At 63.6% G+C, this 26,950-nt stretch carries 27 protein-coding genes; 10 read left to right on the forward strand and 17 right to left on the reverse strand.

Annotation, left to right across the window (positions count from 1 at the left end; translation table 11 throughout):
- The first annotated feature begins 113 nt into the window (after positions 1 to 113).
- Positions 114 to 326: a hypothetical protein gene (locus tag C7449_RS14225; protein ID WP_146165087.1), complete on the forward strand. Its 213-nt coding sequence runs from the start codon at positions 114 to 116 to the stop codon at positions 324 to 326.
- A 54-nt stretch (positions 327 to 380) separates the two neighbouring features.
- On the opposite strand, the gene C7449_RS14230 is transcribed toward C7449_RS14225, so the two are convergent.
- The 6 genes from C7449_RS14230 to C7449_RS14255 all read right to left on the reverse strand — a co-directional run bounded on the left by C7449_RS14230 (position 381) and on the right by C7449_RS14255 (position 3,701).
- A complete protein-coding gene (locus tag C7449_RS14230) occupies positions 381 to 821 on the reverse strand; it encodes a hypothetical protein (RefSeq protein WP_108003466.1) in 441 nt (146 codons plus the stop codon).
- Between the two features lie 136 nt (positions 822 to 957).
- Positions 958 to 1,557: a tetratricopeptide repeat protein gene (locus C7449_RS14235; RefSeq protein WP_108003468.1), complete on the reverse strand. Its 600-nt coding sequence runs from the start codon at positions 1,555 to 1,557 to the stop codon at positions 958 to 960.
- A gap of 63 nt (positions 1,558 to 1,620) precedes the next feature.
- Positions 1,621 to 1,746: a type B 50S ribosomal protein L36 gene (gene ykgO, locus C7449_RS14240; protein ID WP_012709334.1), complete on the reverse strand. Its 126-nt coding sequence runs from the start codon at positions 1,744 to 1,746 to the stop codon at positions 1,621 to 1,623.
- 181 nt (positions 1,747 to 1,927) lie between these two features.
- Positions 1,928 to 2,983: a 5-(carboxyamino)imidazole ribonucleotide synthase gene (locus tag C7449_RS14245; protein WP_108003470.1), complete on the reverse strand. Its 1,056-nt coding sequence runs from the start codon at positions 2,981 to 2,983 to the stop codon at positions 1,928 to 1,930.
- Positions 2,980 to 3,447 carry a 5-(carboxyamino)imidazole ribonucleotide mutase gene (purE, locus tag C7449_RS14250; protein WP_108003471.1) on the reverse strand — a complete coding sequence of 156 codons (468 nt, stop codon included), beginning with the start codon at positions 3,445 to 3,447 and terminating at the stop codon, positions 2,980 to 2,982. The genes C7449_RS14245 and purE overlap by 4 nt, the downstream gene beginning before the upstream one ends.
- A 50-nt stretch (positions 3,448 to 3,497) precedes the next feature.
- Positions 3,498 to 3,701: a YdcH family protein gene (locus C7449_RS14255; protein WP_108003658.1), complete on the reverse strand. Its 204-nt coding sequence runs from the start codon at positions 3,699 to 3,701 to the stop codon at positions 3,498 to 3,500.
- Between the two features lie 217 nt (positions 3,702 to 3,918).
- Between C7449_RS14255 and C7449_RS14260 the strand changes: the two genes are divergently transcribed.
- The gene (locus C7449_RS14260) at positions 3,919 to 4,092 is read left to right on the forward strand and encodes a YdcH family protein (RefSeq protein ID WP_108003473.1); all 174 of its coding nucleotides are present in this window, start codon (positions 3,919 to 3,921) and stop codon (positions 4,090 to 4,092) included.
- Positions 4,093 to 4,304: 212 nt separating this feature from the next.
- Here the strand turns inward: C7449_RS14260 and C7449_RS14265 are convergent, their stop codons facing one another.
- The gene (locus tag C7449_RS14265) at positions 4,305 to 5,075 is read right to left on the reverse strand and encodes a sulfite exporter TauE/SafE family protein (protein WP_108003476.1); all 771 of its coding nucleotides are present in this window, start codon (positions 5,073 to 5,075) and stop codon (positions 4,305 to 4,307) included.
- Positions 5,076 to 5,175: 100 nt separating this feature from the next.
- Between C7449_RS14265 and C7449_RS14270 the strand changes: the two genes are divergently transcribed.
- The 6 genes from C7449_RS14270 (at position 5,176) to C7449_RS14295 (ending at position 11,180) form a co-directional block, all read left to right on the forward strand.
- Complete coding sequence (locus C7449_RS14270; RefSeq protein WP_108003659.1) at positions 5,176 to 5,829, forward strand: thiamine phosphate synthase; 654 nt, start codon at positions 5,176 to 5,178, stop codon at positions 5,827 to 5,829.
- A gap of 171 nt (positions 5,830 to 6,000) precedes the next feature.
- On the forward strand, positions 6,001 to 7,182 hold the full coding sequence (locus C7449_RS14275) for a tetratricopeptide repeat protein (RefSeq protein WP_108003660.1): 1,182 nt from the start codon (positions 6,001 to 6,003) through the stop codon (positions 7,180 to 7,182).
- Between the two features lie 245 nt (positions 7,183 to 7,427).
- On the forward strand, positions 7,428 to 7,991 hold the full coding sequence (efp, locus tag C7449_RS14280) for an elongation factor P (RefSeq protein ID WP_108003478.1): 564 nt from the start codon (positions 7,428 to 7,430) through the stop codon (positions 7,989 to 7,991).
- A gap of 66 nt (positions 7,992 to 8,057) precedes the next feature.
- On the forward strand, positions 8,058 to 8,858 hold the full coding sequence (locus tag C7449_RS14285; protein ID WP_108003479.1) for an inositol monophosphatase family protein: 801 nt from the start codon (positions 8,058 to 8,060) through the stop codon (positions 8,856 to 8,858).
- 198 nt (positions 8,859 to 9,056) lie between these two features.
- Complete coding sequence (locus C7449_RS14290) at positions 9,057 to 10,145, forward strand: flagellar motor protein MotA (RefSeq protein ID WP_108003481.1); 1,089 nt, start codon at positions 9,057 to 9,059, stop codon at positions 10,143 to 10,145.
- A 3-nt stretch (positions 10,146 to 10,148) separates the two neighbouring features.
- On the forward strand, positions 10,149 to 11,180 hold the full coding sequence (locus tag C7449_RS14295; protein ID WP_108003483.1) for a peptidoglycan -binding protein: 1,032 nt from the start codon (positions 10,149 to 10,151) through the stop codon (positions 11,178 to 11,180).
- A gap of 269 nt (positions 11,181 to 11,449) precedes the next feature.
- Here C7449_RS14295 and C7449_RS21580 read toward each other — a convergent pair whose 3' ends face one another.
- The 3 genes from C7449_RS21580 to C7449_RS14310 form a co-directional block, all read right to left on the reverse strand.
- Positions 11,450 to 12,364 carry a hypothetical protein gene (locus tag C7449_RS21580; RefSeq protein WP_146165088.1) on the reverse strand — a complete coding sequence of 305 codons (915 nt, stop codon included), beginning with the start codon at positions 12,362 to 12,364 and terminating at the stop codon, positions 11,450 to 11,452.
- Positions 12,365 to 12,402: 38 nt separating this feature from the next.
- The gene (locus C7449_RS14305) at positions 12,403 to 13,002 is read right to left on the reverse strand and encodes a hypothetical protein (RefSeq protein WP_108003485.1); all 600 of its coding nucleotides are present in this window, start codon (positions 13,000 to 13,002) and stop codon (positions 12,403 to 12,405) included.
- A 170-nt stretch (positions 13,003 to 13,172) separates the two neighbouring features.
- Positions 13,173 to 14,984: an ABC transporter transmembrane domain-containing protein gene (locus C7449_RS14310; protein WP_374828197.1), complete on the reverse strand. Its 1,812-nt coding sequence runs from the start codon at positions 14,982 to 14,984 to the stop codon at positions 13,173 to 13,175.
- Positions 14,985 to 15,176: 192 nt separating this feature from the next.
- Between C7449_RS14310 and rpmE the strand changes: the two genes are divergently transcribed.
- On the forward strand, positions 15,177 to 15,398 hold the full coding sequence (rpmE, locus tag C7449_RS14315) for a 50S ribosomal protein L31 (RefSeq protein WP_108003489.1): 222 nt from the start codon (positions 15,177 to 15,179) through the stop codon (positions 15,396 to 15,398).
- Positions 15,399 to 15,626: 228 nt separating this feature from the next.
- On the opposite strand, the gene rcdA is transcribed toward rpmE, so the two are convergent.
- The 3 genes from rcdA to C7449_RS14330 form a co-directional block, all read right to left on the reverse strand.
- Complete coding sequence (gene rcdA, locus C7449_RS14320; protein WP_108003491.1) at positions 15,627 to 16,145, reverse strand: protease adaptor protein RcdA; 519 nt, start codon at positions 16,143 to 16,145, stop codon at positions 15,627 to 15,629.
- A gap of 357 nt (positions 16,146 to 16,502) precedes the next feature.
- Positions 16,503 to 16,691 carry a DUF1192 domain-containing protein gene (locus C7449_RS14325; protein ID WP_108003493.1) on the reverse strand — a complete coding sequence of 63 codons (189 nt, stop codon included), beginning with the start codon at positions 16,689 to 16,691 and terminating at the stop codon, positions 16,503 to 16,505.
- Positions 16,688 to 17,959, reverse strand: a complete 1,272-nt coding sequence (locus C7449_RS14330; RefSeq protein WP_108003494.1) for an MFS transporter — start codon at positions 17,957 to 17,959, stop codon at positions 16,688 to 16,690. The genes C7449_RS14325 and C7449_RS14330 overlap by 4 nt, the downstream gene beginning before the upstream one ends.
- Positions 17,960 to 18,119: 160 nt before the next feature.
- Between C7449_RS14330 and C7449_RS21815 the strand changes: the two genes are divergently transcribed.
- Positions 18,120 to 18,278, forward strand: a complete 159-nt coding sequence (locus C7449_RS21815) for a hypothetical protein (RefSeq protein WP_170115877.1) — start codon at positions 18,120 to 18,122, stop codon at positions 18,276 to 18,278.
- A gap of 543 nt (positions 18,279 to 18,821) precedes the next feature.
- Here the strand turns inward: C7449_RS21815 and C7449_RS14335 are convergent.
- The 4 genes from C7449_RS14335 to C7449_RS14350 all read right to left on the reverse strand — a co-directional run bounded on the left by C7449_RS14335 (position 18,822) and on the right by C7449_RS14350 (position 26,898).
- Positions 18,822 to 20,495 (reverse strand): AIPR family protein, encoded by a 1,674-nt coding sequence (locus C7449_RS14335; RefSeq protein ID WP_108003661.1) that lies wholly within the window; start codon positions 20,493 to 20,495, stop codon positions 18,822 to 18,824.
- A 374-nt stretch (positions 20,496 to 20,869) separates the two neighbouring features.
- Positions 20,870 to 21,781, reverse strand: a complete 912-nt coding sequence (locus C7449_RS14340) for a bifunctional GNAT family N-acetyltransferase/nucleoside diphosphate kinase regulator (RefSeq protein ID WP_108003497.1) — start codon at positions 21,779 to 21,781, stop codon at positions 20,870 to 20,872.
- A 438-nt stretch (positions 21,782 to 22,219) separates the two neighbouring features.
- Positions 22,220 to 25,066 (reverse strand): autotransporter outer membrane beta-barrel domain-containing protein, encoded by a 2,847-nt coding sequence (locus tag C7449_RS14345; protein ID WP_170115893.1) that lies wholly within the window; start codon positions 25,064 to 25,066, stop codon positions 22,220 to 22,222.
- Between the two features lie 317 nt (positions 25,067 to 25,383).
- Positions 25,384 to 26,898, reverse strand: coding sequence for a peptide MFS transporter (locus C7449_RS14350; protein WP_108003662.1), 1,515 nt, complete (start codon positions 26,896 to 26,898; stop codon positions 25,384 to 25,386).
- Between the last annotated feature and the right edge of the window lie 52 nt (positions 26,899 to 26,950).

Below are 26,950 nucleotides of genomic sequence, written 5' to 3' on the forward strand. Positions count from 1 at the left end.
ACGCGGTAAAAAGTGATCGCCCCGGATGCGTTGAATGCTGTGTCGACGGGTAGGGGAGGAGTATGATGTCCCTACCGTTGCATTGGGCGGTAGTTCCAACCAAGGAGAACGTCATGCTCAGGATTGTTTTGGCAGCGTGTGTGATGCTGAGCGCCGGTCAGACCCTGGCCGCGAGCCAGTACTATATCCAGCATGCGGCCGGTGGAAAGTGCACCGTGTCGCAGCACAAGCCGAACGGCAAAAGCGAGATGCAGGTAGGCAAGGCCTTCAAGACGATGACCGAAGCCGAGCGTGCAATGAAATCGGCACACGAGTGCGGCTATTGAGAAAACCTGGAATAGAAGGCGGAGCGGTGTTCTGCACCGCTCCTTTGTTTGCCGCTAGCCTTTCAGCTTCGCGTTGCAAAGACTGTAGAAACCGCCGCCCTTCTGGATCCATTTCAGCCCATTGAGCGTGTTGGCGTCCTTGTTCTGATGATAGGCGTCGACACAGGTGTGCATCCGCCCCTTGCCGGCAGGCTCGCTGGCATACTTGGGCGCGATTTTCGACGGAAACTGGACGCCGGCAGGCGCCTTCATCGTCGGCTTCTCGGGCTCTGCGGTTTCATTCGCATTCAGCGTCACATCAGGTTCGGCGGTGGCGTCCGGCCCGCACTCCGCTTTCCTGAAGTCGTTCCATTTCATGGTGTTGCCGCTGCCCTGGGCGGCCTTGTATTTCGCGCTGCACTCTTTCATCGTCAGTGCAGCGGCCGGTGTCGTCATGGAAGCGCTTCCAATGACAAGAACGGCAAACGAGGCGAGGAATGCAACACGAGACATCATGGCAGATCCTCCGATGGTGCATGTCCTTATTCCACCACCGAACTGAGCCAATTTGATGACTTGAGCGCGTGCGTATTGCGCCCCCGGCGGCTTAAGGCAGGTCGCAAGAATTGCCGATAGGAGAGATCAGCCTCAATCAGGTCCGGCTGCCCGCCAGCTTTTCGGCGATGTCGCCGAGCGCCTTCTGGGCCCGCCGTTCGGAGGGGTAGATATCGAGGAAGCGCTGCCAGGCCTCAAGCGCCAGCTGGTCGCGGCCGTAGCTGGTCAGGATCATTGCCATGCCGGCGATAGCGCCGAAATGGCGTGGCTCGATCTCAAGCACCCGGTTGATGTCGGCCATCGACTTGCGGTAGTTGCCTTCCTTGTAGTTCAGCGTGGCGCGCTGGTTCCAGCCTTCGACATAGCCGGGGGCCAGCTGGATGACCTCGTCGAGATAGTCGAAAGCGGCGGCGTCCTTGTTTTCCGCCATGGCCTTGTCGGCCTGCTGCATCAGGAAGTCGACGGTCGCGCTGCCCGATTGGCGCCACTCGGCGCGGATGTTGTCGGAAATCGCCTTCGCCTTCGCCGGGTCGCCCTCGTGCTTCAGCTCGGCAAACAGGGTGTCCAGCCGCACGGCGGGAGGGGCGGACGGGTCGGGGGCGGTCACCGCCGGCCGCGGCTCCGGCGACTGCGCGTTTGCGGCACCGGGCAGGGGGGAAAGCAGCAGCAGGCTCAGGCAAAAAGCGAAAGGGCGCATTCGATTATGCTAAACCGCATGCGCCCGAAAGCAAACCGATATCTCGACAGCGAGCGCCGTCGCTCAGCCCTGGCGGGCCTTGAAGCGCGGGTTCGACTTGTTGATGATGTAGACGCGGCCCTTGCGGCGAACCAGGCGGTTTTCGCGATGGCGGGTCTTGAGCGACTTGAGCGAATTCTTGATCTTCATGTTTCTGATCCGCGATGCTGGGGAGGAAACGAATCCGCCCGAAATCTTGTCAATTAAAAACGCGCCGTTTGGGGCGCGCTCTCAGGTTGGCGTTCGTGTAACGGTTCGTCCGGGGCCTGTCAACCGTTCGGCTGTGTTTTGGAGGCCGGCGAACCGTGATTTTCCACCGTGCCGCCGGCTCTCAACGCAGCTTCGTCACGTGTCCCATCTTGCGGCAGGGACGCGATTCCGTCTTGCCGTAGAGGTGCACCAGGGCGTCCGGGGTCTTCAGCCAGGCGGGGACGGTCTCGATGTCGTCACCGATGAGGTTGTACATCACGCAGTCCGAGTGGCGCCGCCCGTCGCCGAGCGAAAGGCCCGCGACGGCGCGCATATGCTGCTCGAACTGCGAGATCACGCAGGCCGCCTCCGTCCAGTGGCCGGAATTGTGCACCCGCGGCGCCATTTCGTTGGCCACCAGCTGGCCGTCGCCGAGCACGAAGAACTCGACGCCGATCACGCCGACATAGTCGAGCCGGTCGAGGATCGCCCGCGCCGCGCGTCGGGCCTGGTCGGCCGTCGCCTCGCTGATCGCCGCCGGAACGGTCGAGGTGTGCAGGATGCCGTCGCGGTGGACGTTTTCGGCCGGGTCGTAGCAGACGATCGTGCCGTCCTGGGCGCGGGCGGCGATGATGGAGATCTCCCGCTCGAAGGCAATCAGGCCCTCGAGAATCAGCGGCACCGAGCCGAGTGCCGCAAACACGCCCCGGCGGCTTTCCGCCGGCGAGCGGAACATGCGCTGGCCCTTGCCGTCGTAGCCCATCCGCCGCGTCTTCAGCACGCCGATGCCGCCGAAGCCGTCGAGGGCAGCCTCGAGCTCGGCCTGGCTGTCGACCGCCTCGAAGGGGGCGGTGGCGACGCCGCAGTCGTTGATGAAGCGCTTCTCCACCAGCCGGTCCTGCGAGACCTCCAGCGCCCGCGGTGGCGGAAACACCCGCACCGAATGCGCCAGCCGCTCGGCGGCGCCCACCGGCACGTTCTCGAACTCGTAGGTGACGACGTCGCATTGGCCGGCGAGCGCTTCGAGCGCGGCGGGATCGTCATAGGCGGCGACGATCTGGGCGTTGGCGACCTGGGCCGCGGGGCAGTCGGCCTGGGGTTCCAGAACGACGGTGCGAATTCCGAGGCGCGCGGCCGCCATGGCCAGCATGCGGCCGAGCTGGCCGCCACCGATGATACCGACGGTGCGCACGCTCATAGCGGGCCATCCACCGGATAGTCTGCGACGGCGGCGCTCTGCTGATCCCGCCATTCATCCAGCCGGAGCGCCAGTTCGGGATCGGAGAGGGCCAGAACCGCGGCGGCGAGCAGGGCGGCATTGACGGCGCCGGCCTTGCCGATCGCCAGCGTCCCGACCGGGATGCCTGCCGGCATCTGCACGATCGACAGCAGGCTGTCCTGGCCGGACAGCGCCTTGGACTGGACCGGGACGCCGAAGACCGGCAGGGCGGTGAGTGCTGCAATCATGCCCGGCAGGTGGGCGGCGCCGCCGGCACCGGCGACGATCACCTTGAAACCTTCGGCACGAGCCTCCTTGGCGAACTGGTAGAGCCGCTCGGGGGTGCGGTGGGCGGAAACGATTCGCGCCTCGTAGTCGACCTCGAGGGCGTCGAGCGTATCGGCGGCGTTCTTCATCGTCTCCCAGTCGGACTGGCTGCCCATGACGATGGCGACTGGGGGCGTCTGCGGTGTCTTCACGATCGGGTTCCGTTTCAGGCGATGATGTCAGGAATGATCTGATCTTCGATCTTCGAGATCCGGTCCTTGATCACGAGCTTCTTTTTCTTCATCCGCTGAACCCTGAGCGCGTCGCAACCGACCTGAATCATGGCGTTGATGGCGGCGTCGTAGTCCTCGTGCTCCTGGCGCAGCCGGGCTATCGCCAACCGCAGTTCCGCCTGTTCCTGGTCTGCCATGCTCTTCATCCCATCCCCTGCCGATGGCGGCCGTACCTGCCCCACTCGCGTCCAGCGAGAAGGCTGCTCCTACCATGAAAGGCAGGTCTACGGGAAGTAATCCTCGGCCATGAATTCGCCTTCGACAAATGAAAAATGGCATGGCAGACTTTGAATGTTGCAACCTCGACCATCCGGCGCGAAAGCGTCGGGTGAGAGCAGAAGGAAGGAACTTGATATGTCGATTGAGGCTCATCTTGCCACGCTTGAAAAGAAGCACTTCGCCCTCGAGGAAGAGCTTCACGAAGCGATGACCCGGCCGTCCAAGGAGGATGTCGACATTGCCGAGATCAAGCGGCGGAAGCTGCGCATCAAGGACGAGATCGAGAGACTGCGCTCGTCGACGAATTGACGGGCAGGTGTTTTTAAACAGGGATTCCGCTACCCGTCATCGCAAAAAATGACAAAGGCGGGGGCCGACAGGCCTTCAAACATCCAACCGTTTCGGCATCCCGGCTGCTCCCGCGCCGGGATGCTTTTGTTTGAGGTAGGTCACGACCGCCGTTCGAGCGATCCGATCGCCACGGCGGTTGCCGTTGCGCTGCATGGGCCTCTGTCCCGCCGCTACACCAACAATGCCACTCCGTCATAGGCGAGCTTAAGGCCTGCGAGCAGCGCCATCGTGTACATGAAGGGATAGAACACGTCCGGCTTCATGCGCTTGACCATGTATCCGCCGGCGGCGGTCGCCGCGACCGCGATCGGCGCCAGCGTCGCCGAGATCGTCAGGTGGGCCGTGTCGAGCTGGCCGAGCGCGAAGTAGGGGACGAGCTTGACCGCATTGAGGATCGCGAAGTAGCGCACCGCCGCCCCGGTATAGTCGCGCGGCGGAAGCTTCAGCGGCAGCGCGTAGACCTGGAACGGCACGCCGCCGGCATGCGCCACGAAGCTGCCGTACCCGGCCAGCGTGCCGAAGAAGGCGGCCGGGCCGGCGCGGTGCGGCTTGGGGGGAACGGCGATGCCCCGCCGGATCTGCCACTGGCCGTAAAAATAGCGCAGCGCGAAGAAGATGGTGATGATGCCGATGATCAGCCGCAGCGCATCGCGCGGCACGTAAGCCGACGTCGCCCAGCCCAGCCCGATGCCGATGATGCCGCCCGGCAGCAGCAGTTGCAGGGTGCGCCGGTCATTGTGGCGGCGCCAGATCCACAGCGAGACGACATCGCTGGCGACGAGGATCGGCAGCAGGATCGCCGCCGCTTGCACGGGCGGAACCACCATGGCAAGGATGGGGACGCCCATCAGCGCCAGCGCCTCGCCCATCCCACCCTTGGTGAGGCCGACGAGGATGACGGCGGGAACGGCGGCGAGATAGAGGCTGGGGTCGATGGACATGCGCGGCGATTGATCCGTTGCGATATCCGGTCTATCGGCTTTGGCGAGGCCTGGCGAGACCCCCTCGCCGCGCGATGTGAATGCAGACGATGGATATTCGATGACTGGAACCGAAAACCGCTGCCGCCTGGTGCTGATCGTGCCCGAGGGCGACGACATCGCCGCCCGCAGGACGATGCTGGAGGACGCGCTGCGCGGCGGCGATGTCGCTTCGGTGATCCTGCCGCAATACGGGCTCGAGGACAGCCTGTTCCAGCAGCATGCCGAGGCGCTGGTGCCGGTGATCCAGCACGCCGGGGCGGCGGCGCTGATCGCGGGCGACACCCGGGTCGCCGGGCGTGCCCGCGCCGACGGGCTGCACGTCACCGGCGGCCTCGAGGCGCTCGCCGAGGCGATGGAAAAGCATTCGCCGAAGCTGATCGTCGGTGCCGGCCATGCGAAGGACCGCCACATGGCGCTGGAGGTCGGCGAACTGGCGCCGGACTACATCTTCTTCGGCAAGATCGGCGGCGACATCAAGCCGGAGGCACACCAGAAGAACCTGGCGCTTGCCGAATGGTGGGCGTCGATGGTCGAGGTGCCCTGCATCGTCATGGGCGGCACCGATCCGCAGTCCGCGCTGGCGGTCGCCGAAACCGGCGCCGAATTCGTGGCGCTCTGCCAGGCGGTCTTTGCCGAGCCCGCGAACGCCGCCCAGGCCGTTGCCGCCGTGAACGCGCTGCTTGACGAAAAAGCGCCACGGTTCGAGGATTAAAGGCGGCGCATGACGAGGGCTTCCGACTTCAGGCTGTTTCGGCTGACAACGCTACTGTGCTGCGCGCTTGGCGCCGGCGTGCCGTTCGCGTTCGCTCAGGATGCGCCGAAGCCGGAGGCCGCGCAGGCTGACAATAGCGGAGAACACGCCGGCGGCGATGCCGTCCCGGCGATGGTGCCGAACGCCGCCAGACCCGACGCGGCCGAGCCGGCCACAGCTCTTCCGGGCATCCCGGGCGCGCCGGCAGACAGCACGACTTCCCCGGCCAAGGCCGGGCCGGCCGAAGCCGCCGTGGGCGACGAGAACGCCGCCGGCCTCGATGGACCGGCCCCGGACAGCCGCGCTTCGCGGCTCCTCGAACCCACCGGCGAAAGCGAGCCGGTCGGCAGGCTGACCCCGAAGGACGGTAACCCCGCCCTGGGCGACGGCAAGACACTGCAGGCGCCATCCGAGGGTCTGGGCGTGCTCGACCGCATGGGCGTGCCGCTGCCCGAACTGCCGGCGGAAAAAGCCTATTCCGGAAAGATCGACGAGGCCTATGGCGCCTTCCAGCGCGGCCTCTATCTGACCGCGATGGAACTCGCCATTCCCCGCGCCGAGGCCGGGGATGCCGCGGCGCAGACGCTGGTTGCCGAACTCTTCAACCAGGGTTTCGGCGTCAAGCGCGATCGCAAGCAGGCGGCCTTCTGGTACAAGCAGGCGGCCGAGGGCGGCGATCCGGCCGGCATGTTCAAGTATGCGCTGCTGCTGATGGAGGGGCGGGTCGTGCCACGCGACCGCAAGGCGGCCGACAATTTCATGAAGCAGGCGGCGGACGCCGGCAATGCCTCGGCGCAGTTCAACTATGGCCAGATGCTCGTCGCCGACATGCCCGGCGAAAAGGGGCTGCGCGCCGCCTTGCCCTATTACGAGAAGTCGGCCGAACAGGGCATCGCCGACGCCCAGTACGCGCTCTCGCAGCTCTATACCAACCTCACCGGACTGCCTCCAGAGAAGACCAGGCGCGCCCGCGAATGGCTGGTGCGGGCGGCGCGGGCTGGATTCGACACCGCGCAGCTCGACCTCGGCATCTGGCTCGTCAACGGGATTGCCGGCGAGCGCGACAACGAAGCCGGTTTCGGCTGGCTCAGCAGGGCGGCCAATGGCGGCAACGTCGTGGCGCAGAACCGGCTCGCCTATCTCTATATCAACGCGATCGGGACCAGGCCCGACCCGGTCGAGGCGGGCAAGTGGTTCGTGCTGTCGCGCCGCGCCGGCCTCCACGATCCCGGCCTGGAGGATTTCTATCTGGGGCTGACCGACGAGCAGCAGAAGGCGGCGATCAGCGCCGCCAACAAGTTCCGCCGGCGATAGAGTATTTCTCCCGAAAGCGGGAACCGGTTTCGGGACAAAGACATGCGAAAAGAAAGACGGTCCCGAACTTGCCTGGCAATGGATGTGAGGGATCGCGATGATCCCTGTCAGCCCAGCCCGGCGGCCTACGAATGGCTGCCTGCTTGCGCGCAGACTTGAACTTTGAAGGGATTTGTGGTCTTGAGGCCGCAAGACGGTTCTGGTCGCCCGATGGCGCGGAGCCGGCAACACCTCGCGGAACCCTCATGAAAATCAGCGGCAACGAAATCAAGCCGGGCAACGTCATCGAGCACAACGGCGGCCTGTGGGCGGCGGTCAGGTGCAACACCGTCAAGCCCGGCAAGGGCGGCGCCTTCAACCAGGTCGAGTTGAAGAACCTGATCGACGGCACCAAGCTGAACGAGCGCTTCCGCTCCTCGGAAACGGTCGAACGTGTCGAGCTCGAGAAGAAGGACTTCCAGTTCCTGTTCGCGCGGGACGAGGGCCTCGTCTTCATGGACGTCGACAGCTACGACCAGCTGGAGCTGCAGAAGGAATTCGTCGGCGACCGCGCCGCCTTCCTGCAGGACGGCATGATGGTCACGGTCCAGCTCTATGACGAGAAGCCGATCGGCGTGTCGTTGCCCGACCAGGTCGTGCTTGCGATCGCCGAGGCCGACCCGGTGGTGAAGGGGCAGACCGCAGCCTCGTCCTACAAGCCGGCGATCCTCGAAAATGGTGTGCGCGTGCTGGTGCCGCCGTTCATCGAGGCGGGCGAGCGCATTCTCGTCGACACCAACGAAATCACCTATCTTCGGCGCGCCGACTGAGGCCGCCTTCCGCCGGCGGTGTGCAGACCGCCTCCGCCGCCGGACAATTGACAAGGACAAGTCCCGATGGCCCGCTCAGCTCTTCTCAACGTCATGGTCCAGGCCGCCTTCAAGGCCGGCAAGTCGCTCGCCCGTGACTTCGGCGAGGTGCAGAACCTGCAGGTGTCGCTGAAGGGCCCCGGCGACTACGTGTCCCAGGCCGACCGCAAGGCCGAAAAGCTGATCCGCGACGAGCTGCTCAAGGCCCGCCCGACCTATGGCTTTCTCGGCGAGGAGAGCGAGGAGATCAAGGGCACCGACGGCGCGCACCGCTGGATCGTCGACCCGCTCGACGGCACGACGAACTTCCTGCACGGCATTCCCTTCTTCGCCTCCTCGATCGCGCTGGAGCGCAACGGCGAGATCGTCGCCGCCGTCGTGCTGAACCCGGCGACCGACGAGCTCTACACCGCCGAGAAGGGCGGCGGCGCCTTCCTCAACGATCGCCGCCTGCGGGTCGCCGCCCGCAAGGAGCTGTCCGACAGCGTGATCGCCTGCGGCGTGCCGCATCTCGGCCGCGGCAACCACGGCAAGTTCCTGATCGAGCTGCGCCACGTCATGGGCGAGGCTGCCGGGATCCGCCGCATGGGCGCCGCCTCGCTCGATCTCGCCTATGTCGCTGCCGGACGCTTCGACGGCTACTGGGAGCGCGACCTGTCGGCATGGGACATGGCCGCCGGCATCCTGCTGGTCCGCGAGGCCGGCGGCTTCGTCTCCGATCTCGACGGCGGCAATGCCATGCTGGATGCCGGCAATGTCGTCTGCGGCAACGAATATGTCCGCAAGGCGCTCTTCGAGGTGCTGCACCGCCCGGTGCCGACCCGGTAGACCGGTGCGGCGCCGAAGGGCGCCCGCCGCGGCGGCCGCAACCTGCGGCGTCATTTTCGCCGCGCGCACCCCGGTTGCGCCGCCCTATCCTTGCCGATGCTGTGAACTGTCGCGCCCAAGGGCGCGTTCTGGCTCTTCAATTCGGCGCAATCTTCCTCTACGCTCGCTCGCGTGGTGAAAGCAGGAGATGCGCGGATTATGACAAAGCTGGCGCTGTCGGGTTGGGAAGAGCCGGCCGAAACCGGGGAGGACTATCCCCACAAGCTCTCAAGTCCGATGCCGTTCTTCTGGACCATGGTGATCTTCCTGATCATCGTCGGGTTCGTGGCCGCCATCCTGTTCCGCCAGGCGCACGCGGCCTTCGTCAGCAATCCCGGCCTCAACGGCCTCATCCTCGGCGTGCTGGCGATCGGCATCCTCTTGGTGTTCAGCCACGTGCTGTCGCTGCGGCCGGAGGTGCGCTGGTTCAATTCCTACCGGGCGGCCGGCAGCGCCGAGAAGGTCGGGCGCAATCCGGTGCTGCTGGCGCCGATGCGCGCGCTGATCGGCAAGCATCATTCCTTCGCGATCTCGACGACGGCGCTGCGCTCGATCCTCGATTCGATCGCCACCCGGCTCGACGAATCGCGCGACACCTCGCGCTACCTCATCGGGCTGCTGGTCTTCCTCGGCCTACTCGGCACCTTCTGGGGCCTGCTCGGCACGATCGGCTCGATCACCACCGTCATCCAGTCGCTCGACGCCGGGGCGGGGTCGGCAAACGACGTGCTCACCGCCCTGAAGGAAGGTCTCTCCGCGCCGCTGTCGGGCATGGGTACGGCGTTCTCCACCTCGCTGTTCGGCCTGTCCGGCTCGCTGATCCTCGGCTTCCTCGACCTGCAGGCGGGCAGGGCGCAGAACCGCTTCTACACCGAGCTGGAGAACTGGCTGACCTCAGTGACCGACGTGTCGTCCGAACTCGCGCCGGCGGCATCCGCCAATGGCGGCGAGGCGGTGGACATCCGGGCGCTCGCCGAACAGATCCTGAAGCTGTCGCAGGAAGGCGGCCACAGCCGCTCCTCGGCAGCCATGGCGAGCCTCGCCGAAGGCATCCAGGGCCTCGTCAAGAACATGCGCAACGAGCAGCAGATGCTGCGCGACTGGATCGAGTCGCAGCAGGACGAAGCCAAGGCGCTGCGCAAGACCCTCGACAAGCTGGCGGCGCGCACCGCCGATCTTGGCGGCGACCGGTCCTCCGAGCGGGCCGATGATCGCCCGCGCCTTCGCGACCAGGCCGGGGGCGAGTGATCGATGGCGCTCGCCCGCAATCGCCGTTCGCAACGGGTCGTCGACTACTGGCCGGGCTTCGTCGACGCGCTGTCGACGCTCTTGCTCTCCATCATGTTCCTGCTCTGCGTCTTTGTCGTCGCGCAGTTCTTCATGAGCCGCGAGATCACCGGCAAGGACGAGGTCCTTGACCGGCTGACGAGCCAGGTCAACGAGCTGACGCAGCTGCTGGCGCTGGAAAAGAGCGGCAAGCAGGACCTCGAGGACACCCTGGCCAATCTCCAGGCCTCGCTCGCCGAATCGGAAGGGGAGCGGTCGCGCCTGCAGCAGATGCTGAGCCAGGGCAGCGGCGCCTCCGACGCCGCCAACGCCCGCGTCGCCACCCTCACCGAAACGCTCGACGCCGAAAAGCAGGTGAGCGCCCGCGCCCTCAGCCAGATCGAGCTGTTGAACCAACAGATCGCCGCACTCCGCAGCCAGATCGCCGCCGTCGAGGGGGCGCTGCAGGCCTCCGAGGCCAAGGACCAGGCCTCGCAGGCGAAGATCGCCGACCTCGGCCGCCGGCTGAACGTCGCGCTCGCCCAGCGCGTGCAGGAGCTGAACCGCTATCGCTCCGACTTCTTTGGCCGCTTGCGGGAAATCCTCTCCGACCGTGAGAACATCCGCATCGTCGGCGACCGTTTCGTGTTCCAGTCAGAGGTGCTCTTCCCCTCCGGCGGCAGCGAACTCAATCCGGACGGGCAGGCGGAAATGGCCAAGCTCGCCTCCGCCGTGCTCGATCTCGCCAAGGAGATCCCGCCGGAGATCAACTGGGTGCTGCGCGTCGACGGCCACACCGACAACGTGCCGCTCTCCGGGTTTGGGCGCTACGCCGACAACTGGGAGCTCTCCTCGGCGCGCGCCACCTCGGTGGTCAAGTTCCTGATCTCGAAGGGCGTGCCCGCCGACCGCCTGGTCGCCGCCGGCTTCGGCGAGTACCAGCCGCTCGCCCCCGGCGACACCGACCAGGCCCGCGCCACCAACCGCCGCATCGAGCTGAAGCTGACGGAGAAGTAAGGGGCGGACCGGTGTTCCGGCTGTGGGAGGGGGCGCCTAGCACCGGTAGCTCTTGTCCGGAATTTCGTAGCAAATGCTACCAACGTCCGCTTCCGGCCCGGGAGCTGTCATTGTCCTCGGCAACGACGAACATCGTGGAAGTGGTGGGAAGCGGACTTCTGACGCATCAGTTCGAAAAAGCAGACATTTGGTGACCGGCTAATTTGGTACTATTGGCGGACAGGCCACCATTGGAACTGAGGCTCGTCAGGCAGAAATTGTGAGGAAACCTAATCCGTCGACCATTTTGCCATGCGCCCATCTGAGATCGTTGTGTCGTACCGCTCAATGAACTTCATCATTTTCTCTGTATCGACATAAGTCTGCGCCCATTTTGCCGCACCGTCGGCAACGGCCAACATCAATAGATAGAGGTTGAACGGCTTGGGCATACGCGGGTCTAATCGTGGCATTAACGGGGTCCTTCCAATGTAAGGCGCTATGGAAGACACCTTTCCAGCGAGGACCTGTCGCGATGAGAGGTTGGTCATGTGGAGAATCGAGTTTCGAAATTCCCAGACCTCAACGGCGCTGATTCCGATTGGCTTGAGGTCCACATATGTGTCGAGCCAGTCGGTGAAATTGCCGCGGCCGTCGCCATGTTCCACAAAAGCGAGCGTATCGATACACGACATAAGTAATTTTGCCGATGATACATGGTGCCCTGCGTTGAAAAGTAATTTGATAGCTTTGAAATAGTCGTCATTGAGTAGTTCTGCCAAGTAGAATACATTATCCCGCACGTACTTTACCAAATAGTCTGGAACTGATCCACGCCCTTCGATCTGCGTCACGGCATCGCCGCGAAACGGGCTGGGAGAAACCTGTTGATCTACAGTGGGCACGCCGTCGACAACTGGCGTAACGCAATAAATTACATTACGAGGTGCTCTATAGTGACAGAATGCCTCCTCGAAATAGTGAGTTACTTCGCTAAAGCGTTGCGCCGCAACCCACTCATCCGGGGTGAAGGTCCTTTCAAAATCAAAACGCTTGGCGTTTGTGTGGTCGGTCTCAACGTTGGCCAGCAAGTGTTTTAGTTTAGCCTCGGTACTGCCCGCTAGACGGTGATGGCGAGCGCCATATTGCCGAGCTACGCCCTCATCAAAATAAACAAAAAGGTTGAAGGCGCGTTCCACAGACATCGACGCTCTTTCCCCGCTTAAATGGCAGTGTTCTGCGACTAGGTAGGCCATTCGATCAAGGCCAAGGCCTGAAGACTTCGCTGCATTTCTTTACGCTGCAAAGAATCCTGATGGCGGAAAGCCCAACCAATTCGGAGAATCTCCCCGATGACGCGCGCTATCAACTTCGCAATCTCAGGAATTCCTGACACCTCGATTGACCAGCCCATCGGCTCGAAATGCACGAATTGGTTCCGAATATTCTTGTGAAAGCCGCGCAACCAATTCAGCTCAGACTCGCTTATCGCAACACCAGCAGCATTGCTGCGATCCCCTGCCGAATAAGGTTTTCTCACGGCTTTAAGCAAGTCTGGAAGCCCCATTAAATGGGTCTTGGGCGGTATTGCATTCGGATTGGTGCGCTGGTCCTCAAAATAGGCCAGCCATTCGCCCGCATTGCGCTCGGTGACAGCACCCACCGGTGCCGCAGTCGTAGTGAGATGGCATACGCACGCGCCCTGCAGCGCAGAATGCAACGCTATCACCACCCACTTCCATGCTTGGGGATCCTTCTCCACAAACTGAGCGAGGCGTATAACTTGGCGGATCGATCCCGCAACATCCTCCGTCTCATCCGTCTGAATCCAATTGTCTGCCATCGATCACTCGCCGTCATATCGCTTGCAGCGAGCATAGACCAATCGGTGGCGATACGAACAGACGCGGGCGGGTCTCGACGAACGGGGTTCACGTACTCCCGCTTCTCCCCACCGGGGAGAAGGTGGCCCGCAGGGCCGGATGAGGGGGCGTAGGTTGAGGCTTGGGCCGGCTACCGCGCCGCGGTCGCCACTTCCTCGGCGCCGTCGTCGAACTGCAGGCGGGCGAGCCTGGCGTAGAGGCCGCCCTGGCGGACCAGCGACTGGTGGGTGCCTTCCTCGACGATGCGGCCGTGGTCCATGACGAGGATGCGGTCGGCCTTCAGCACCGTCGCCAGCCGGTGGGCGATGACGATCGAGGTGCGATGACCCATCAGCCCGTCCAGCGCCTTCTGCACCAGCTTCTCGCTTTCGGCGTCGAGCGCCGAGGTGGCCTCGTCGAGCAGCAGCAGCGGGGCGTCCTTGAGGATGGCGCGGGCGATGGCGATGCGCTGGCGCTGGCCGCCCGACAGCGTCACGCCGCGCTCGCCGACCATCGTGTCGAAGCCCTTGTCGAGCCTGTCGATGAATTCTTCCGCCTGCGCGGCCTTGGCGGCGGCGCGGATCTGCTCGCGCGTGGCGCCCGGCATGCCGAAGGCGATGTTGTCGGCAACGGAAGAGGCGAAGATCGTCACGTCCTGCGGCACGATGGCGATGCGGCTGCGGATCGCTTCGGGATCAGCAGCGCGCAGGTCGACGCCGTCGAGCTTCACCGCGCCGCTCACCGGATCGTAGAAGCGCAGGATCAGCGACAGGATCGTGCTCTTGCCGGCCCCTGACGGGCCAACGACGGCGACGGTCTCGCCCGGCCTGATCGAGAAGGTCAGGCCGTTCAGGCTGCGATAGCCGGGCCGGGACGGATAGCAGAAGTGGACGTCGGAGAATTCGAGCGCGCCGCGGGCCGGGGTCGGCAGCGCCACCGGGTTGGTCGGCGCGACGATCGCCGGCTTCTCGTCCAGAAGTTCCGTCAGCCGCTCGGCGGCGCCGGCTGCCTGCGACAGCTCCCCCCAGACCTCCGACAGCGAGCCGAGGCTGCCTGCGGCGAACACCGAATAGAGCAGGAACTGGCCGAGCGTGCCCGCCGAAAGGGTGCCGGAGAGCACGGCCTGGGCGCCGAACCACAGCACGGCCACGACGCTGCCGAACACCATGGCGATGGCGAACCCGGTCAGGAAGGAGCGGGCGAGAATGGCCGAGCGGGCGGCGCCGAAGGCGGCCTCCACGTCGCCGCCGAAGTGGGCCCGGGCGGCCTGCTCGGCGTTGAACGACTGCACGGTGCGGACCGCCCCGATCGCCTCGCCGGCATAGGCCGAGGCGGTCGCCAGCGTGTCCTGCGCCTGCCGCGAGCGGCGGCGCACGGAGCGGCCGAAGGCGACGAGCGGAAAGACGATGATCGGGATGGCGGCGAGCACAAGGCTGGACAGCTTCGGGCTCGTATAGATCATCATGGCGATCGCGCCGAGGCAGAGGATCAGGTTGCGCAGCGCCACCGAGGCGGTCGCGCCGACGGCGGATTTGATCTGCGTGGTGTCGGCGGTCAGCCGCGAGACGATCTCGCCGGACTGGTTCTGGTCGAAGAAGGCCGGCGACAGGCGGGTGACGTGGTCGAACACCGCGCGGCGCAGGTCGGAGACGATGCGCTCACCGAGCGTGATGACGAAGAAGTAGCGAAGCGCGCTCGCCAGCGCCAGCAGGAGCGCGAGCGCCGCGAGCATGATGAAATAGGTATCGATGAACCCGGCGTCCGATTGCGAGAAGCCGTGATCGATCATGCGACGGACGGCCATCGGCAGCGCCAGCGTGGTGACGGCGGCAGCGACGAGGGCAACCAGCGCGCCGGCGACCAGGCCGCGATAGCGGGCAAGGTAGGGAAACAGGACGGCGAGCGGCCGGAGGGACTTGCGGTCGCGGGCGCGCGCCGCACCGGCTTGATCATGTTGGCTCACGTCTACCTCATTCCCGGCCCGTTGCGGCACGAAGTGTCTTTCGGCTCTTGTTATCGCGGCGGCCTTCATGTATAGGCTCGCCATCGAATTGGGAAGCCGCTGGCCCGAACGGTCGCGGCTTCATTTACGTCTTTGGCCCGGCTGTCGCAACCGCTTGCGACAAATGGTCTCCGGAACAGCAGGAAGATTGTCATGAAGGCTGATATCCATCCCGACTACCACATGATCAAGGTCGTCATGACCGACGGCACCGAGTACGAGACCCGCTCGACCTGGGGCACCGAAGGCGCCGTGATGAACCTCGAGATCGACCCGAAGTCCCACCCGGCCTGGACCGGCGGCAACCAGCAGCTCATGGACCGCGCCGGCCGCGTCTCCAAGTTCAAGAAGCGCTTCGAAGGCCTCGGCCTGTAAGCCGCTGCTGCAGCGATTTTGTGAAAAGCCCGGGTTTTCCCGGGCTTTTTTGTTGCCTCGATTGCCCGGCCTGACCGGGCATCGGCGCGCGCTGATCTTGCTTGGCGTTTTTGACGTCGTCGTACCCGCACCGGTGCTCATCTGGGGCTCATCCGGGGCGGAGGAGGGCGCCAAACAAAAAACCCGGCGCGGGGCCGGGTCGATGCGGGATTCCTTGAGCGACGGCGGTCAGTTGCCGCCAAAGACGGTGTGCAGCAGGTGCAGCTGCGCCTGGACGCTGTTCTGGTTGTCGGGCACGAAGGCCTGGCTCTCCTGCGGGCGATAGACCTCGCGGTCGAGCACGGCAATGCGGTTCTGCAGGCGCAGTGACCGCTCGACGAGATCGCGGAAGGCTTCCGGCAGGTCGTTCCAGCCGGGGGCGCTGCGGTCGACGTTGAAGCCGTCGAGGCGCACCTTGCTCTTTTCCGACAGCACCTGGTCGCGGGTCATCTCGCCGTTGTTGACGGCGCGCTGCAGCAGCAGCCACGAGGCCATCTGCATCAGCCGGGTGGTCAGCCGCATCGATTCGGCGGCGTAGAGCACGGAGGCCATGCGCGGCAGCACCTTGGCGGCCTGGCGGCCGGGGCCGTCGAGATAGCTGGCCGTCTCCTCGACCAGGCCCATGCCCTCGGCGTACAGGTTCTTGAACTGCGACGAGGTAGCGACGTGGCCAGCGAAGCTGACGGTGTTCAATCCTCTTTCCGACATGGTCCCAGCATCCTGTTAAACGCAATTACTACTGAGGGTAACCCGAACTTGCGGGAAGTGTTCCGCCCCGCCATTTCGTGCAGGCAGAATGCAGCCTTAGCCGATTCCGCACAAGCCTGATCTTAATGAAAGGTTAATCTCCACAATTCTTTACGATGTCGCGGCGGCGGGGGAGCGACAAAAGAAGAGCCGCGGTGAGGCGGCTCTCAAGGTAAAACAGGGAGAAAATCAGACCCATTCCCCAAGCGGCGAAAATGTCTGAGCCCGGAAAACTCCGGACAGGCGATTAATAGCCGATGATGCTTAACGGCCGGTTAACCGTAACGGCCCGGCGGCCCGAAGCCCTCGCAGGCCGCATCAGCGGAACAGCTTATCGGCCGCCGAGCGGCTTTCGCCCTTGCGGGCCCTTTCCGCCTCGAGCCGGCCGATTTCCGCCTGCAAGAGGGCGATGCGCGCTGCCAGTTCGTCCACCGACAGCAGCGACAGGTCGCAGCCGATCTCGTGCGCCACCTTCCTGACCGGCCGGTCGTCGTCCGACATGCTCATTTTCCGTCCTCCGTCCCATGGGCCCCCGGGTCATGGCCGTGCTGGCCGGCGCGCGGCGAAAGGCGGAGGCTTTCCGGCGTCGTCAGCGTGCCGGGATTGGTATAGGCCTCGCGCGCGGCGGCGGGAAGGGCGGCGCGGCGGCGGCTGCGGAAAATCGCATAGAGGGCGATGGCGGCGTGGGCGGCGAAGGTGACGAGGAACAGGCCGTGCGGCCCGGTCGCCGACATGACCGGACCGCCGACCGTCGGGCCGATGATCGTGCCGATCCCGTAGAGCAGCAGCAGCCCGCCGGACACCTTCACGAAATCCTCCGGGTGGGCGAAGTCGTTGGCGTGGCTGACGGCGATCGGATAGAGCGCGTTGGCCGCCGCGCCATAGACGGCGATGACGAGCAGCAGCAGCATGACCGAGCCCGGCTGCATCAGCACCATCAGCAGCCCGGCTAAGCCGGCAAGCGCCGACAGCGCCGCGAGCACGTAGCGGCGGTCGACCCGGTCGGAGATGCGGCCGGCCGGCAGCTGCATGACCGCGCCGGCAAAGATCGTCACGCTCATCATCAGCGCCACCGTGCGGGCCGACAGGCCGGCCTCGGTGCCGAACACCGCGCCGAGCGTACCGAAGGCGCCGTTGGCGATGCCGATCAGCACGATGCCGACGCAGGCGACCGGCGAGGTGCGGAACAGCGCCGGGATGTCGAGCCTCACCTGCTTCAAGGGCTGCGGCGAGGCGGCGGTCGACAGCGTCGTCGGCAGCATGGCGAGGCAGTAGAGGATGCCGGCGACCATGAACAGGATCGGCGTGCCGACATCGCCGAGCGGCACCATCATCTGGCCGCCGACGACGCCGAACAGGGTGATGGCGATGTAGAGCGAGAAGATCGCGCCGCGGCTCTCGTTCGTCGCCCGCTCGTTCAGCCAGCTCTCGATGATCATCGAGGTGCCGGCAATCGAAAAGCCGGTGACGGCGCGCAAGGCCACCCACCAGACCGGATCGACCAGGATGCCGGTCAGAAGCGCGATGATGGCGATCAGCGAGGCGAAGCCGGAGAAGGCGCGCACATGGCCGATGCGCTTGACGATCTTCGGCGCCAAAAGGCAGCCGAGCACGAAGCCGGTCGCCCAGGAGGTGCCGAGCAGGCCGAGGATCGTGGTGGCGTAGCCCTCGAGCGAGCCGCGCACCGGCAGGAGCAGGCCGTGCAGGCCATTGCCGAGGAAGAGGAACAGGGTGCCGAGCAGGAGCGAGAAGACGGAGAGAAGGTTTTTTCGCATCGGATATCCCTGTGGTCGCAACCGAAATCAACTATGCCATGCGCGGACGATAACCCAAGCCGAAGTCGGAAAGATCCGGGCCCGGATTCGCGCCGCCGCGAAACGACCCTCGGCTTGGAAAAATGTCCGCCTTGTGACAGGAAGCGAAAAAGGAAAACAAATGATGTCGAAAGTCCTGCCGCTTCTGCTGCTCCTCGCCATGCTGCTCCACCTGCTGCGCCCGCTCGGGCTGCCGGGCCTGCGGCGCCGGCGGGATTTCTGGAAGATCGCGGTCGGCGCGATCGCGCTGATGATGGTGACGGTGCTGGTCAGGCCCTGAACCGCCCCTGAACGCCCCGGAACGCCCCGGACGTCTTGGCTTTCCGTCGTGCCGCCTGTCTTCCCGTGAGCCAACGGCGGCGCGTTCACGCGGCGCCGGGCGCCCGTGTCATGCGGCAATCGATGTCGGACGGGGCGCTGAAAGCTGCCTCATCGAGTGTTGTATGTGTGGCACCTCTCAGCGCCCCGTTCGGCGGTTTCTGCCCGCAACTTCGCCCTTCTGCTCCCGCCCCACTTTTCGGAAGGACGGGCCTGTGCGCCACCCGGGCGCGTCCGGAGCGAAACTCGGGTTTCCCCGCCGTGTCCAGAGGAGGGCCTTTCTGCGGACCCCGTCATGCGAGGGCACGCGTCCCTCCCTCGCACACAGCGCCGGTCCCGCCTCGCCACGACGCCTCGCGGTGCATCCGCGGCGGAACGGGGAGAGTATGGCACGGCTTTGCCGGGCGGGGATGGCGGAGGGGCGGGGGTGTTGATTTTGTTGGGGGAAGCGGAGTTGATGTACCCGGAGGTGTATGGTTTGAGCAAGCCAATTACTATGACTGTGTTAAACTTGGTTCAGATCGAATAGGCTCATTTGGCGTCCTTCGATTTCCGATATAATCCGCGCCTTTGTCTTTGAACTTCGAAACAACTGGTATTGCGCAGTGCTCTTCACGTTGGCGCACGCTCTCGCCACGAGCGCGATCGCTTCGAGAACCAATTTTTTAGCGTCTGCGCCTGCGGGTAAAGGCATGGCTTTCTGAGTGAGGATCAATTTCGCCGCGTAGAGCACGAACCAGTGACCATAAACGAGGTACTGACTCTCCCCGGTCGGCTCGATGGCGTCTCGCTGTCTGGCAACGTAGGTATCTCGCAACTCTTCGATTATCCGGTAGAGTTCCACCATTCGACAGAGATCGTCGACGCGGTAGTGCTCGTGGAAAATTTGATGGAAACGCTCGCCGAAAATGGTGTCTGAATCCGCCTTCGCCCTATCCGGCTCCATCATTTGAAACGATAGTAGGATTTGCCCGAGTTTAAGTGCATCAATTCGCTTCTTGGGATCGCGGTCCGAGTGCATATTTCTTTTGCGCTCGAAGTAATATCCATGGTCGTGGAAGCCGATCTCGAGTTTTTTCAACGCGGGGTGGTTCGCGCGGAGGTCCCTGGATTGAATGCGGGCTTGGCTATTCGTTGCGACTGCAACTCTCACAGTAATGTCCTCTCGGTTCGTGGCGTACACTCTCACCAGCAGAACAACGTTTTCAAACGCTTCCGGAGCGCGCTTGTAAGCTTCGAGCAGTGAATGAGAGGTCTGTGCGCCGTTTACTATCTGGAAGTCTTCGATCCTGATCTTCGGATTCGAATGCCCTTTGTTATAGGCGTATTCCTTACAGGTTATGGTGATTCCGTTATTTAGGTACCAGAACAGGTGGCTGTCATCGGATATTGCTGTCTGGATGATGTTGCCGTTGTAGCCGCCATTGGCACCGAGGAAGATGCGGAGATTTTCATCGAACAGGTGACGCTTGATCGACTTGCCATCGCCGGTCCGAATCAGGTCCACGAATGAGCCCGCATCTACAGATGCAATGACGCCCCTGATGTCTCCGTCGCTGCGTTCAAAGGCTTCTTTTCCAATGACCTGGAGGTATCCCACCTCGGACTCGCGCCCCGACGCTCCGATGTCACGGATCATTTCTGCCGGGCCATAGACCTCGTAGTGAACTGAATAGAGCGTCTTCAGAGCGCTTTCCAATATCGTTTCGGCAGACGCCGATAGACCTTGTCCGTTCGTGCAGAATACCACCTGGTAACGACAGACAACACCGCGTTCGTGGAGCCTCCAGATCCTGGCCACCGCTTCGGTCAACTGCAGATTTCCGGTCTCAAGGAGACGCTGTTCCTTGTCGAACACCGCATGCAAGAAGGATGCTATCTTCAAGGCCTCGCTGTCATTGATCGTCCTGTCGGTGGACTTCAGCGACGTGCGATGTTTAGACTGGAAAATGAATACCTCAGCCCTCTCGTCGCGCTCAAGAACTTCGATTGCGTCGACGCCGAGATCATTGCCGCCGTCCACGATCATCTCGGGAAAATCTGAGGCTCGGTCCGGAAAATATTGCTCCAGCACAAGACAGAGAAATCCAAAGGAATGTTCTCTTGTGGCATGGCGCTCCATCGCGGCCCTAACACGGGCATCGACGATATCCCATTCGACAGCGGACAGGGCCGGCATCAGAATCAAGCCTCGATTGAAATACGCGAACTATACCCGTTATCCTCGAATATCGCACCGATCGAAGGATGATATTCACCGGGATTTTAGTTGGAGGTGTAAAAGGTCCGCATACGGCCGCAGGCAGACGCCACACGGCTCAGCGTCAGTTCGCCGACCGTCACCCTCCCGCCAGAGATACCCAACCCGCGATCAAGTTCGAGCTTGATCGTCTGAGATGGGGTGGCAAAGCAGCTGCTGCTTCAGCCACGAACAAATGACCGCTGCGGCCAATTCCAGAAGGACAACATTCGGTCGATGGGTCCGCCGAAGCCCCGCCTCTCCTTGTTGTCAGGCTGCTGACGACCTCGACAAGCAGGGTTGCCACAGCGCCTCTAGAGATGAAAATCGCCGGCCGACTCCGGTTGGTAGAGTACCCTTTCGATCCGAATACGTCGCGTACGATCTGTAACCCTCCAGTCGATGGCATCGCCTTCCTGATAGCCCAGGATCGCGGCGCCGACGTCGGAGAGCACCGATAGCTTGCCAGAGCGTTCGTCGGCGTCTTGCGGATAGACAAGACCCACTTCCGTTTGTTCATCGTCAAGTTGCAGCACGACCCTGGAGTTCATGGTCACGACATCGCGCGCGACGTGCTGAGGATCAACGACAATGGCTCTCTCGATCTCGTGTTCAAGCTCGACAATTGCCGCCCCTTGCTCGAACTCAATCAGGCTCTGGAGCCGTGCCTTGTCGATCTCCGTGACGTAGATGTCGGTGGATTTTGCCATGGCGCCTTCGCGCAGGAGCTGGAGATAGCGGCCAGAGGTCATGAACAGGGAATTGAGCGTTGGTGTTTCGAGTTTGAGAAGAAAACCGCAGCGTTCAAAACCCTTTAGCGAGCGCGTATTGTTCGGGTGAATTTTGGCGATGACGCTCTCGGCACGCATGTCGAGGAAGGCGAGCTTCAAACCTTCGCGGATGGTGCTGGCGCCGAGCCCGCGCCCCCAGTTGTCATGGTCTCCGATGACCAAGACGATTTCACACTCAGCGCCTGTCTTGACCAGACGGACGAAGCCGACCGGGATGTCGTTTCGGTCGTAAGCCATAAAGAAGCGGCCGCCCTGATTGAACAGATGCGTCAGGATCGGCATTTGCGCTCGGTCGACGGCCTGTGCGATGAATCGAGACACACCGCGGGAATCGCTCAGGTAGCGAGTGACGCGTTCATCTTCCAACCAGTCCATCAGGATCAGTGCGTGTGTCCGAGTGATTTCCGGACGCAACGAAACAAAAGGCTTGTTCATCTTCGCTACCTTGGTCGCAAGAATGAAAGCCTGTCACGGTCGCTGCCGTGCTGGTTCTTTCGGGTCAACGTTGAAAATTTGAAGGCCGATCTAGCAAAGATCCAGCGGTGAAGGCCAGCGGAGAAGCGCCCCGTATGAGGGAGGGCGTGCCGCAGTCCAACTGGGGCCCCACCTGAGAGGGTTCCTGAACGGGACGGGCAGGAAACCACCCCCAAACAGCCCTGGCGTCAGCTTGGGCGGAAACGATTCGTTCCGGCAGGATGAGGGCCGAAATCGGACGGGCAGCATTCGGCAGATGGGGCCCCGAGCGGCACGGTTGTGACCTTCATCCCCGATCAGCCGAGCCCGCTTGCGTCTGCCTTCGAAGAATGGTTCCGGACGCAGCCTCACGCGTCGACCCCCCGATGCCGGAGCGCGACCCGCCGGCGCCTTTCCGATTCAGAAACGCTTGAATACTTGAAGTCCTGCAGACTGGCCGAAGGCGTCGTCGCGGTGCCAGGCGTCGTAACCGGCGGTCACGCCCAAGCCGTTGGCGTTCGTGTAGGTGAGCGCCAGGGCGGCTTCCACCTGCCAAGGCGACTCCGCGCCGCCGGTGGTGGTGAAGACATCATCAGGCGATCCGGCATAGGCAGCGTCGATGCTGCCGGCCTCCCGGAGTAAGCCGTAGCCCGCGCCGAGGCTGACATCCACCGCCATGCGTTCGGTCAGGTCGTGGGTCAGCGCACCGTTGACGCCGAGCACGAGTGCATCGCGATCGCGGCCCTTCACGAGGAGGTTGAGGTCATTCGCGCCGGTTTCGGTATAGGCATCATCCTTCATCCAAGTGTAATCCACCCAGACCGAGGGCCTGAACAGCGTGACCTCGCTAACCGCGAAGATCCGGTCGAGCCCGAGGCCCACATGGGCAAAATTGGATGCATAGCTGGAGCTTGCGGTCGCGCTGATTGCCTCGATCGCGCGGTAGCCATCCACGAAGCTGCGGCCGGCATCGACCTGGAAGAGCAGACCGGTTTCGCTGCCCAGATCATGCCGGCCATAAAGCGCGAGCTGATAGGTGTCGACATCGGCACCCTGATCGGGGCCGCTGTTATTGGTGGAGAGATCGGAGCCCGACCAGGCGAAGGCGATGCCGAGATCGGTCTTCCGGCCTACGGTGCCGTCAATACCCGCGACGACGCCGTGTCCGTCGGTCCGGGTGTCCGACATGCCGGTCGTACCATCCTGGTGCATCAGGCCGGCAAAGGTGGTGAGCCAGACATACTGCTCGATCGACAGGGCGTCCGCGGCCAAGGAAGCGGCAGGCACGCCCGAGGTGGCAGGGCCGATACTGCCGGTCGTCAGGTTCGAGATGCTCCGGTCTAGCCCGGACAGGGTGTTGATGCGGTTTCGCAAAACGGTATTGACGCGGTCCAGCGACGCGAAGGTAGCGCTCATGACGCCGCCATTGACGAGCGGCAGCGTCTCCGCGACCGCCGAGGCAACCTCATCCTCGCGCTCGGCCTGGAGGATCGACTGCAGCATGAGGCTGAACTCAGTCGAATTGGTACCGCTAACAGAGAGGTCATCCCAAAAGGCTCCGACCTCGGCTGCACCGGGCATCCGGTTTTCGAGCGCGGCACGGATGGTGGTCATGCCGGTGTCGTTGGCAACGAGGTCGAGGGTTGTCGCATCGTAGAGGGCCGAGAAACGGTAGCGCAGCGAGTTGTCGATGATCGCCAGCCCGTTGCTTGTCAGGCCACCGCTTGTGGAGATGACATCCGAGAGTAAGCTGCCGTCGTAGCCGGCACCGACATCGAGAACGAGCGATCCTGCTAGACTCGCAGTGCCGCCAATCGTCAGCGTGCTGTAGCTCGAGGCCGTGTCGACCGACATATCGAGGCGACCCGTCGACTTCTGGACAAAATTGCCGTCGACCGAGCTTGCAGTCGCGACGCCGGTGCCGGAATAGTCCGCAAGACTTGCGCCCCGCTTCAGGACGAGCGTCCCGGCGTTTTCGAGATTGGCGGCCGAGCCTAGCCGAACGGCGCCGATGGCCAAGCCGCCAAAACTGTTTTCGACATCGGCAAGGATCCCGTAACCGACCTCTAATGCCGCGAGTTCGCTTGCGATCGTGCCGCTGTTGACGATGGATGCGCTGCTGGCCGCAGTGACGCTGATGCCGGTGCCGCTGGACAGAATCGTGCCGGAATTCTCGATCTCGATCCTACCGGCGTGGGATTCGGCGTAAATGCCGGTCTGCGCATCGATCCCACCGGCATTTCTCATGGTGATGGTGCCGCTGTGGCTGGCGGCCGCCATGCCCGCATCCCAATGCGCCGTCAAAATGCCCGCTGCCGTGTTAGAAATCGTGACGGATCCGGCGCCACTGGTATAGGCGCTGATGGCGTGAAAATCCGGGCTGATCTGTGTGAGATTGAGGTCGCGGTTGGCGGTGACGTCACCGCTGTTGGTGACGATGACATCCCCACCGGTGCCAGCAGCGAGGATGGCATCGTAATGGTCGGCGACCACGGTGCCGCTGTTGTCGATCGTGGCACCGCCATTGGCTGACCAACCGACGATAGCCTGACGCGTCGCCGATCGGACACTGCCATCGTTGCCGATGACCGCGGTACCGGTGTAATTGATCGCGCGAAGGCCAGCCTGGTAAGCCTGGATGGAGCCTGAATTGCTGATGCTGACGGGAACCGGAGTGTTGCTCGCATAGCCGCCTTCGGCGTATATACCGCGGCCCCCAGCGGCAGAGACGTCGCCCCGATTGGTGACTCTGACAGAGCCATTGTTGGACGTGGCGGTAATGCCGTCCGCGTTTGCGCCATAAGAAACGATCGTGCCCGAACTGTTCACCACGAGGTCATTGCTTGTCGTGGAATCGGTGCTTTCTGAACGCAGCCAGACCGCACCGAAGGGACCGGCCGACGTGATGCTCACATCTTCGCCGATGAAGAGATTGGCGTCCCAGCCGGCCTGAGAGCTGTACATGTAAAGGCCGGGGTAATCGGTGCGGTTGAGAACGGTCCTTCCATCAACCGTCAGGGTCTGGACGAAGGGGCCGCTCGCGAACGGACTGGTGAGGACTGCGACGGAGCTTGCGGTTACGTCCGTGACGGTGAGCGATGAGGCACCCGTACCGCCGACCATCTGGACATCACTGGAAGCGCATTGGACAGCGGAGATGTTGCCGCTCGTCACGCAGCTTGCCCGCGCCTCGCCCAGGGGGATTCCGACAGCAACCGGCAAGGCAAGGAGAACACTCGCCCGAGTCATCCAGACCGGATCAGCCAACCAGGACTCCATTGAGAAGCCGGGAAAAGGGAAGGACCGGGCGGAAACAGAATGGCGCATGGGGACTCGCTGCGAGGGAGGCAATTTAGCGTTGCGCAGGCGAAGCAGCGCGCACGCAAATTGAAAAATCGGCTTTGCGCGGTCAAGGGCTCAGATGCGATTTACAGAGATAGGTGCAAATTCGATATGCTCCGGATTGCATAAGGCGAGACTTATTCGACTGGAAATGCAAACAATCTCGCAACGGTCTATCTGATCGCAGCAAGATTCTCGGAACCTCAAGGCACCGATCGTGTCCCTGCAACGCGACGCCGCGCCTACTGCGCCGGCGCGCCTTCCTCGACGCGCTCGGTGCCGCCCAGCACCCAGCGGGTCAGCGGGCGGGCGAGGAGGATCAGCACCAGGCCGAAGCCGGCGCTGGTCATGAAGATGCGCAGGAAGGCGTCGTGCAGGCCGGTGGCGCGCTCGGTATCCATGCCGGCGGCGAGCAGCCCGGCCATCAGGTTGCCGAGCGAGGAGGCGACGAACCAGAAGCCCATCATCTGGCTGGTGAACCGCTCCGGCGCCAGGCGCGAGAAGGTGGACAGGCCGACCGGGCTCAGCATCAGTTCGCCGACGGTGTGCAGGAAATAGGTGGCGATCAAAAACAGGGCCGAGACCCGCACGCCGGTCGCCGCGGTCTGCGCCGCCGGTGCCAGGACCAGAAAGCCCAGCCCCAGGAAGACGAGCCCGGCGCCGAACTTGACGAAGACGGGAATGGTCCAGCGCTGCTCGGCATAGATCCAGAAGGCGGCGAAAACCGGGGTCAAAAGGATGATGAACAGCGAGTTGAGGTTCTGGAACCACGAGGCGGGCACGATGAAGCCGCCGAGCTCGCGCCGGGTCAGATCGTTGGCGAACAGGTTGAGCGAGGAGCCGGCCTGCTCGAAGCCCGACCAGAACAGGGCCGCTGCGACGAAGAGGATGGCAAGCCCGATCATCCGCCTCTTCTCGGGAGCGGTCAGGTCGCCTGCGAAGTAGATGTTGAGGAAGAAGCCGACGGCGACGGTGACGATGATCAGGCCCATGGCCCTGGCAAGGCCCGAGGCGCTGGTAAGGTCGATCATGCCCGTGACGGCGGCGGCGGCGACCAGCACCACGACAAGGCCGCCGATCAGGCCGGTGAAGATCTGGTCGCGGCGGCCGGTGGTGGCGTCCGGATGGTGGTGGACGGCGGGCACGCCGCCCTTGTCGCGCAGCGACCGGTTGCCGGCGTAGAGGAAGTTGACCAGCCCGATCAGCATGGCGACGGCGGCGGCGCCGAACCCCCAGTGCCAGCCCCATTTCTCGCCGAGGTAGCCGGCGATCAGGCCGCCGAGGATCGCCCCGACATTGATGCCCATGTAGAAGAACGAGAAGCCGGCATCGCGACCGCCGATGTCGTTCTTGTCGTAGAGTTGGCCGACGAGGGTGGAGATGTTCGGCTTCAGCAGCCCGGTGCCGATGGCGATCGAGACGAGGCCGAGGAAGAAGACCGCCGCAACCGATCCGGAGATCGCCAGCAGGATGTGGCCGAGCATGATGGCGATGCCACCGACGACGATCGCGCGCTTGTATCCCCAGAACCGGTCGGCGACCCATCCGCCGGGCAGGGCGAGGATGTAGGCGGCGGCGGTGTAGAGGCCGTAGATCGCCGCGGCCTCGGCGGTCGCCAGACCGAGGCCGCCATTCTGCACCTGGTCCACGAGAAAGAGGATCAAGATCGCCCGCATGCCGTAATAGCTGAAGCGTTCCCACATCTCGACGAAGAAGAGGGCCACGAGGCCCGACGGATATCTTTGGGACGACGGCATCGAATGCACCTCGCGATAAAGCGCGCGGCGATCTGCCGACCGCCGGCGGCGC

Source organism: Mycoplana dimorpha, assembly GCF_003046475.1.
Classification (GTDB): Bacteria; Pseudomonadota; Alphaproteobacteria; order Rhizobiales; family Rhizobiaceae; genus Mycoplana; species Mycoplana dimorpha.

Excerpts from the sequence above, each read along its gene's own strand:
- C7449_RS14225 (WP_146165087.1), top strand. The coding sequence starts at position 114 with ATGCTCAGGATTGTTTTGGCAGCGTGTGTGATGCTGAGCGCCGGTCAG.
- C7449_RS14230 (WP_108003466.1), bottom strand. The coding sequence starts at position 821 with ATGATGTCTCGTGTTGCATTCCTCGCCTCGTTTGCCGTTCTTGTCATT.
- C7449_RS14235 (WP_108003468.1), bottom strand. The coding sequence starts at position 1,557 with ATGCGCCCTTTCGCTTTTTGCCTGAGCCTGCTGCTGCTTTCCCCCCTG.
- ykgO (WP_012709334.1), bottom strand. The coding sequence starts at position 1,746 with ATGAAGATCAAGAATTCGCTCAAGTCGCTCAAGACCCGCCATCGCGAA.
- C7449_RS14245 (WP_108003470.1), bottom strand. The coding sequence starts at position 2,983 with ATGAGCGTGCGCACCGTCGGTATCATCGGTGGCGGCCAGCTCGGCCGC.
- purE (WP_108003471.1), bottom strand. The coding sequence starts at position 3,447 with ATGGGCAGCCAGTCCGACTGGGAGACGATGAAGAACGCCGCCGATACG.
- C7449_RS14255 (WP_108003658.1), bottom strand. The coding sequence starts at position 3,701 with ATGGCAGACCAGGAACAGGCGGAACTGCGGTTGGCGATAGCCCGGCTG.
- C7449_RS14260 (WP_108003473.1), top strand. The coding sequence starts at position 3,919 with ATGTCGATTGAGGCTCATCTTGCCACGCTTGAAAAGAAGCACTTCGCC.
- C7449_RS14265 (WP_108003476.1), bottom strand. The coding sequence starts at position 5,075 with ATGTCCATCGACCCCAGCCTCTATCTCGCCGCCGTTCCCGCCGTCATC.
- C7449_RS14270 (WP_108003659.1), top strand. The coding sequence starts at position 5,176 with ATGACTGGAACCGAAAACCGCTGCCGCCTGGTGCTGATCGTGCCCGAG.
- C7449_RS14275 (WP_108003660.1), top strand. The coding sequence starts at position 6,001 with ATGGTGCCGAACGCCGCCAGACCCGACGCGGCCGAGCCGGCCACAGCT.
- efp (WP_108003478.1), top strand. The coding sequence starts at position 7,428 with ATGAAAATCAGCGGCAACGAAATCAAGCCGGGCAACGTCATCGAGCAC.
- C7449_RS14285 (WP_108003479.1), top strand. The coding sequence starts at position 8,058 with ATGGCCCGCTCAGCTCTTCTCAACGTCATGGTCCAGGCCGCCTTCAAG.
- C7449_RS14290 (WP_108003481.1), top strand. The coding sequence starts at position 9,057 with ATGACAAAGCTGGCGCTGTCGGGTTGGGAAGAGCCGGCCGAAACCGGG.
- C7449_RS14295 (WP_108003483.1), top strand. The coding sequence starts at position 10,149 with ATGGCGCTCGCCCGCAATCGCCGTTCGCAACGGGTCGTCGACTACTGG.
- C7449_RS21580 (WP_146165088.1), bottom strand. The coding sequence starts at position 12,364 with ATGTCTGTGGAACGCGCCTTCAACCTTTTTGTTTATTTTGATGAGGGC.
- C7449_RS14305 (WP_108003485.1), bottom strand. The coding sequence starts at position 13,002 with ATGGCAGACAATTGGATTCAGACGGATGAGACGGAGGATGTTGCGGGA.
- rpmE (WP_108003489.1), top strand. The coding sequence starts at position 15,177 with ATGAAGGCTGATATCCATCCCGACTACCACATGATCAAGGTCGTCATG.
- rcdA (WP_108003491.1), bottom strand. The coding sequence starts at position 16,145 with ATGTCGGAAAGAGGATTGAACACCGTCAGCTTCGCTGGCCACGTCGCT.
- C7449_RS14325 (WP_108003493.1), bottom strand. The coding sequence starts at position 16,691 with ATGAGCATGTCGGACGACGACCGGCCGGTCAGGAAGGTGGCGCACGAG.
- C7449_RS14330 (WP_108003494.1), bottom strand. The coding sequence starts at position 17,959 with ATGCGAAAAAACCTTCTCTCCGTCTTCTCGCTCCTGCTCGGCACCCTG.
- C7449_RS21815 (WP_170115877.1), top strand. The coding sequence starts at position 18,120 with ATGATGTCGAAAGTCCTGCCGCTTCTGCTGCTCCTCGCCATGCTGCTC.
- C7449_RS14335 (WP_108003661.1), bottom strand. The coding sequence starts at position 20,495 with ATGCCGGCCCTGTCCGCTGTCGAATGGGATATCGTCGATGCCCGTGTT.
- C7449_RS14340 (WP_108003497.1), bottom strand. The coding sequence starts at position 21,781 with ATGAACAAGCCTTTTGTTTCGTTGCGTCCGGAAATCACTCGGACACAC.
- C7449_RS14350 (WP_108003662.1), bottom strand. The coding sequence starts at position 26,898 with ATGCCGTCGTCCCAAAGATATCCGTCGGGCCTCGTGGCCCTCTTCTTC.